Consider the following 6543-nt stretch of genomic DNA (forward strand, 5'->3'; position numbering starts at 1 on the left):
TGGCGCGACGCAGGGGGGCATCAGGCCGGATGAAGCGCTATCCATAAGCTGGCGTAATCCGGCCTGATGACCACCGTCCCGCAGGCGCGCAACGTGTGCGATCTGGAGTCGGGAGGGGGTCCGGGGGAGGGACTGACAAGCTGTGGATAATTCAGGTGCGTCGATCGTCATTCAGGAGCGCCGGACGGCGGATGGCCTGGACTCCTACATCCCGGTAATTCTGCGTGATGGTGCGATCTATGATCTCCACCTTGAGCGCTACTTCCTCGATTTGCCGCTGAACGGTTCGCGTTCGCGACACTCGTTGCGCGCCCATGGTTATGATGTTCTGGTCTGGGTTCGCTTTCTCGCTTCGGCCCGCGGCAAGTCTGTCTGGCAAGCCGATGCCGATGATGTCGGTGCCTATCATCGTGCCCGGCGGCGCAGCGATGCTGAGTTCCGGATTTCTGCATCGACGTGGAACCGGGCGATTGCCTCGCTCGACAAGCTTTATCGATGGGCCGAACGGGAGGGGCTGATCGAGCGTACACCTTTTACGCATCGTCAGGTCTGGCGACGATCGCACGATGGGCGCCGTGCGGCGGTCACGGGCCGCAATAACGCCTATGAGCGCGCAGCCCGTCGTTCCGACGTCCGTTTCATCGATCTCACCGATTACCGCGCCTTCCGGGAAGTTGGTTTGCGCGGCCTGACCGTTGAAGGGACCGAGCGTCCTGGAGCGCGTGACCGCAATGGCGCGCGCAACGCGCTGTTCGCCGATCTGCTGGTCACCACCGGCCTGCGCCTGGAAGAGGCATCCCACTTGCTCGCAGCTGAGATTCCGGTTTGCGACGCCCGCTCGGAACGTCAGCGGCGGGTCGAGCTTCCGGCGGCACTCACCAAGGGTGACAGGGGGCGAAGCATGCTGCTGCCGCGCCGCTTGTTGCCGGTGTTTGACGCCTACATCGCCGTTGAGCGAGCCGCAGCCGTCGCCAAGTTCGCACAGCGCCGTGGCTGGGAAGCCATCGACCGCCCGATCTTCATCCACAGCCCCTCATTCGGGCAGCGTGCATTGCATCTCGTTGGCGGTGGCACGATGGACATAGAGGTCGTCACACCGGATGAACGCGCAAGGCTTGTTATTTGCGCTGACGATGGAACGCCGCGCGAAGCCGCGGTCCTCTGGCTGACCGAGGTGGGCCATCCTGTGTTGCCCAACTCGTGGGAAGCGATCTTCGCACGGGCGAGCCGCCGCTGCACGGACGCCGGCATCCCGGTCCGGCTTAGCCCCCATCAACTCCGGCATTCCTTTGCAGTCCACATGCTTGCCATGCTGATCCAGCGCCGCCTCGCCGACGCAGCGGCACCAGTGGGCGCCATGGAAGGTTATCGCCAGCTGGTCGGCGATCCGCTTCAACAGGTCCAGCGATTGCTTGGCCATTCGAGCCTCGCGACGACCTCTATTTATCTCGATCACCTCGCCACGCGTGCCGATACCGTTGATGCGGCAGTCGAAGAACTGCTGGCACTCGTACCAGGCTATCTTCGATCATGACCGCTGCTCCACGCAAAGGACGCAAGGTCAGCTTCGCGGCAGATACGGCTGCGCCCCAAGCCGATCCATGGTCGCAGATCAGCACGCTGCGCTTCATGATTCATCCCTTATATGGCGGCGAGCTGCTCGTCGATTTCACGGGCTTGCGGCCACGCGGCCTGGCGCTCGCATTTGCCCGGAGCCTGTTCATGCTGGCTGCTCCGCGCGGCCCCATCATGGTACGTTCGTCGCTCAAGACATACGCCAACCAGCTGCCAAGCTTCTTTTCCTACCTGGCCGGGACAGGCGACGGGATCAACGGCCCTGCTGACCTTCGTGCCCATCACATTGATGGATTTGAGACATGGCTCAGCGCGCAGGGCAAGTCTTGCGTGCATGGACCAACCTATGTCGCCAAGGTCGTTTCCGTCCTTCGTCGCATCGCGGACGACAGCCCCGAGCTTGTCGATTGCGGCTTGCGGGAACGACTGCGCTACGTCAGCTCACACGCACACGTTCGTTCCCGTCCACGCGATGCCTACAGTCCGTATGTAGCCCGCCAGCTGCGCGATGCGGCACGCGCGGATATCGCTGCGATCGAGGCGCGCTTGCGGTCGGGGCCGCAGTTCGATGAGGTGCCGCAGATCGATGGCGCATATTGCAAAGCCCATGCTGCCATCGAGACATACGGTGTTCTGGGCTACCGTGATCCCACGTTTCAGAGCCTGTACAAGCTGCGCAAAAAGCGCGATCTCACCAGTGACAGGCTTAACCTGAGCCTCCACGCAGCCCACTATCTTACTGCCGACGATATCGTCCCGCTTCTTGTTCTGCTCTTAATCGAGACAGGGCTTGAGCTGGAGTGCTGCAAGTCGCTCACCCTCGATTGTCTGCGCAATGCCGCAGGGGGTACCGTCGATATCGCCTACACCAAGCTGCGGGCACACGGTGCCGAGCACAAGACAATCCGGGTGCGTGATCGCGGCTCATCCACCGCTGGCGGTCTGATCCGACGCATCATCGCCCTATCGTCCAAGGCCAGGGTCCATAACTCCAGCGATAACCTTTGGGTCTATTTTCAGCCGGGCGAGATCACCGCAGGTATTCGTCAACTGCGCTTGAAGGTCAGTGCCTGGACGCAGCGCCATTGTATTACCGATGATCAGGGTAAACCGCTCCACCTGTGTCTTTCGTATCTGCGCAAGACGCACAAGGCCTTGTGGTATCTCAAGACCGAAGGCCACATGGCCCGCTTCGCCGTAGGTCATACCGTCGATATCGCGGCACGGCACTACGCCGATATTCCCTCCCTCAGACCGCTGCACGAGCAAACCGTGGCAGATGCCCTCGAAGAGGTGCTCGCTGGTCCAATGATCCTGCCTCCTCAAGACGAGGACCGGCTGCGCGGCGAGTTGGCAAGCCCTGATCCCGATGATGGGGGCATTTCAACCGCACTGCTCAATGGCGAACAAGACGTCTGGCTTGCAAGCTGTGGCAACTTCTATTCCAGTCCCTTCGCATCCGCCGGCACGCCATGCCCTACACCGTTCTGGGCCTGCCTCGATTGCCGCAACGCGGTCATTACCGCGCGCAAGCTGCCTGCCATTCTCACCTTTCTCTCCTTCGTCGACGCTCAGCGGATCGGCCTGAGTGCTGCTGATTGGACCGCCAAGTTTGGTCATGCCCATGATCGCATCGTTCAGCAGATTCTGCCTGCCTTCGCCGAAGACGTCGTGACAAGGGCCCGTGCGCAAGTCGCGAACGACCCTCCCACGGTCTATCTGCCGCCAGAGGCACGGGCATGACCGTTGTCCAGCTTCTGGCGGAGAGCGACGATGAGCGCGATGCCCTCCCTGTGCTTATGTCCGCGCCTTTGCGCCCCGGCTGCGATCGCGCGCATATTTCACGATACGGCGATCCAGTGTGGGATCTGGCTCCCGGCGTATTTCGCGACAACGCGCGGCGCTGCCATGTCACGGTACATTTCGGCGGTATCAAAGACCCATCCATTGCTGATGCCCTGCGCCAGATTCTCCATGCGCGGCTCAATGTCGATCTCCCCGGTCACCGTTCGCGGCTTGAGCCGGCCGGGGTGCGCGGCGAGGCCAACCGGACCTTGCGCTTTTTCGACTTCGTCAAGGCTCAGCTGGGGCGTTTCGATCTCGCCCGGGTCGATCAGGCTCTGGTCGATCGCTACGCCGGAGCCTTGCGCCTAGCCGGGCTGCGCCCAGTTGCAGCGGCAGCGCTGCTGCGGATCGTCTTTGACCTGCACGAGTTGCAGCATCATCTGCCGACTGCGCGCCTGTCCTTCGAACCGTGGCCGGGACGAAGTCCGTTTTCCGTGGCGGGCGCAAAGCATATTGCAGGGGAGAACCGGACGCCGCGCATTCCTGAAGCGATCATGACGCCGCTGCTCTCCTGGTCGTTGCGCTACGTGACCTGCTACGCAGGCGATATCCTTGCCGCACGGGCAGAACTCGATTGCCTTGAAGCAACGCGCAACCGTCTGATTGCCGCTGAGGAAGGTCTGGATCCCGCTGTTCGTCGGTTACGGCAACGCCAACGCCTCCTCGACTATGTTGCATCCTTGCGGCAGCATGGGCGCGGCATTCCGATCTGGACCACGGCACATAACGGCGCAACGCGAACAGATCCGCAAACCGGCGCCGTCACGCCGCCGATCAACTACCACCTGATCCACCTCCATGCCGGTATCAACGCGCAGGCCGAACCTGCCATGCACCTTGGCCTGGCCACGGGTGCACCAGACCTCATCGCCGCTGCCATCGCAGAACTCGGCACCGAGATTGGCGGCATGGATACGCCCAATTCTGCCGATCCCGATACGGGCATGCCTTGGCGCACCCGCTTCGATGCCAAGGTTTTGCCCCTCGAGGAAGTCATGCTGCAGTCCGCAGCCTATATCGTATGTGCCTTTCTCTCAGGCATGCGGGACAGCGAGATCCAAGCCATGAGGCGGGGATGCCTGTCTATTACCAAAGCCGAAGACGGTACGATCTTGCGGCATCGTATCAAGTCCACTGCTTACAAGGGCAAGCGCGGCGGCGGCGAGGAGACCGAGTGGGTTACCATCGCGCCGGTCGCTGAAGCCATCGATGTCCTCGAACGCCTTTCCGCGCGGGCGGGACAAGCGCGCGGAACAACGACCCTGTGGCCAGTCCTCACGCTTCGGGCCAATACCAAGACGCACGTCTCTGCAGAGATAGTCCGGCAACTCAACCGGTTCCGCGATCACCTCAATGACCACTTCGGATCCGCGCAGGCACCCGTCATTCCTGCCGGACCCGACGGCCGACCATGGCGTCTGACAACGCGTCAGTTTCGCCGCACAATCGCCTGGCACATCGCCAACCGGCCCTTCGGAACAATTGCCGGCATGATCCAGTACAAGCATGCGAGCGTTGCGGCTTTCGAAGGCTATGCTGGCAGCAGCCGGTCCGGATTTCGGGGAGAGATCGAAGCCCAGCGTGCGCTTGGCCAGATTGACGATATCCTTGTCTACTTCGACGAGCGGCAAAGTGGCGCACGCCTTGGCGGACCTGCCGCGAACAGGGTCGGAGTTGTGCTTGATACTGCCGCCCACGAGTTGGCGCCGCTACCTGCCATGATTGCCGACCGTCCACGTCTGCGCACCATGCTGGGCAGTCTCGCGCGGACATTGCATGTCGGCCCGCTGGCCGATTGCTTCTTTGATCCGGCAACCGCCCTGTGCCTGAACCGGAGTTCGGAGCCAGGCGCAAGCGGGCCAATGATCTCCATGTGCGAACCGGTCCGCTGCCCCAATGCCTGCATCGCCGAACGGCATCGCCCGGCATGGCAGCGCGGTGCTGATGAGGCACGGTTGTTGTTGCGCGAGAAGCGGCTTCCAGAGCCGCAGCGGGTGACGCTTCAGGCCGAGGTGGCCAGAATCCAGCGTGTTCTTGAACAGATCGCACCGGGTACCGCCACACCGCATAACGGTATGGCGGGAGAGGAAGAGGAGGCGGGTTTGCGGGTGACGGATTGAAGGAGCGGAAGACAGTTTCCCTCCGCCCGTCGTGGAGACCTGCCATGTCCCGATCCTACCCTGCGACGCCGCGAGCCGACGTTTATTCGCGCATCACCACCGAGATTGTATCTGCCATCGAAGCCGGGGCCGGCGATTGGCGCATGCCCTGGCACCATGATGGCGCTGCCACCACCAGGCCGCAGAACGTCACCTCTCGCCGCCGCTATCGCGGCGTCAACGTGCTCGCGCTCTGGATCGCAGCCGAAGCGGCTGCCTATTCCAGCGGTCTTTGGGGGACCTATCGCCAGTGGGCATCGCTTGGCGCACAGGTCCGCAAAGGTGAACGCGGAACGACGGTTGTGTTCTGGAAACAGGCCGCATCGCGCGCCGATGATGATCATGACGATGGCGAAGCCGGACCCGGCCGCATGTTCGCGCGGGCCTTCACCGTGTTCAACCTCGCCCAGGTCGAGGGCTATGAACCCCCACCTGTCGCAGTTCTACCCGAGGGCGAGCGGTTCGGGCACGCCGAAGCTTTCGTCGCGGCCCTCAAGATCCCGATCACCGAGGGCGCCTACGATGCGCACTACCGGATCGACCTCGATCACATCTTCATGCCGACCTTTGCCTCGTTTCGGGATGCATCAGCACAGATGGGCACGCTTTTGCATGAGGCGGCCCACGCCACAGGGGCAAAGCACCGGCTCGACCGCAACTTTGCCGAACGTTTCAAGCGCGACAGCTTGGCGATCGAGGAAATTTGCGCTGAACTGACCGCATCGTTCGTACTCGCCGACCTCAGGATCGCTCACCATCCGCGGGCCGATCATGCCGCCTACGTAGCATCGTGGTTGCGCGCACTCAAAGACGACCCTCGCGCCATCTTCACCGCCGCCAGCAAGGCGCAGGCGGCCGCCGATTGGATGCACGCCCAGCAGCCCCAGCCTGAGGAGATCGCCGCATGATAAGCGCCCCGAAAATTTGCGGTAGAAGTCACATTAGGGCTGGACTGTCAGGATAT

General features: G+C 62.4%; 4 protein-coding genes. All 4 read left to right on the plus strand.

Annotated features, from left to right (window positions below; all coding sequences use genetic code 11):
- The first annotated feature begins 142 nt into the window (after positions 1-142).
- Genes L286_RS28120 through L286_RS28135 form a run of 4 tightly spaced genes read left to right on the plus strand, consistent with a single transcriptional unit; the run spans position 143 to position 6487 of the window.
- Positions 143-1534: a tyrosine-type recombinase/integrase gene (locus L286_RS28120; RefSeq protein ID WP_013039032.1), complete on the plus strand. Its 1392-nt coding sequence runs from the start codon at positions 143-145 to the stop codon at positions 1532-1534.
- On the plus strand, positions 1531-3318 hold the full coding sequence (locus tag L286_RS28125) for a hypothetical protein (RefSeq protein WP_013039033.1): 1788 nt from the start codon (positions 1531-1533) through the stop codon (positions 3316-3318). The genes L286_RS28120 and L286_RS28125 overlap by 4 nt, the downstream gene beginning before the upstream one ends.
- Positions 3315-5540, plus strand: a complete 2226-nt coding sequence (locus tag L286_RS28130; RefSeq protein ID WP_013039034.1) for an integrase — start codon at positions 3315-3317, stop codon at positions 5538-5540. The genes L286_RS28125 and L286_RS28130 overlap by 4 nt, the downstream gene beginning before the upstream one ends.
- A gap of 44 nt (positions 5541-5584) precedes the next feature.
- Positions 5585-6487 carry an ArdC family protein gene (locus tag L286_RS28135; protein WP_013039035.1) on the plus strand — a complete coding sequence of 301 codons (903 nt, stop codon included), beginning with the start codon at positions 5585-5587 and terminating at the stop codon, positions 6485-6487.
- Positions 6488-6543: the final 56 nt, after the last annotated feature.

The sequence above is a fragment of the Sphingobium sp. HDIP04 genome, assembly GCF_000445085.1.
Taxonomy (GTDB): Bacteria; Pseudomonadota; Alphaproteobacteria; order Sphingomonadales; family Sphingomonadaceae; genus Sphingobium; species Sphingobium indicum.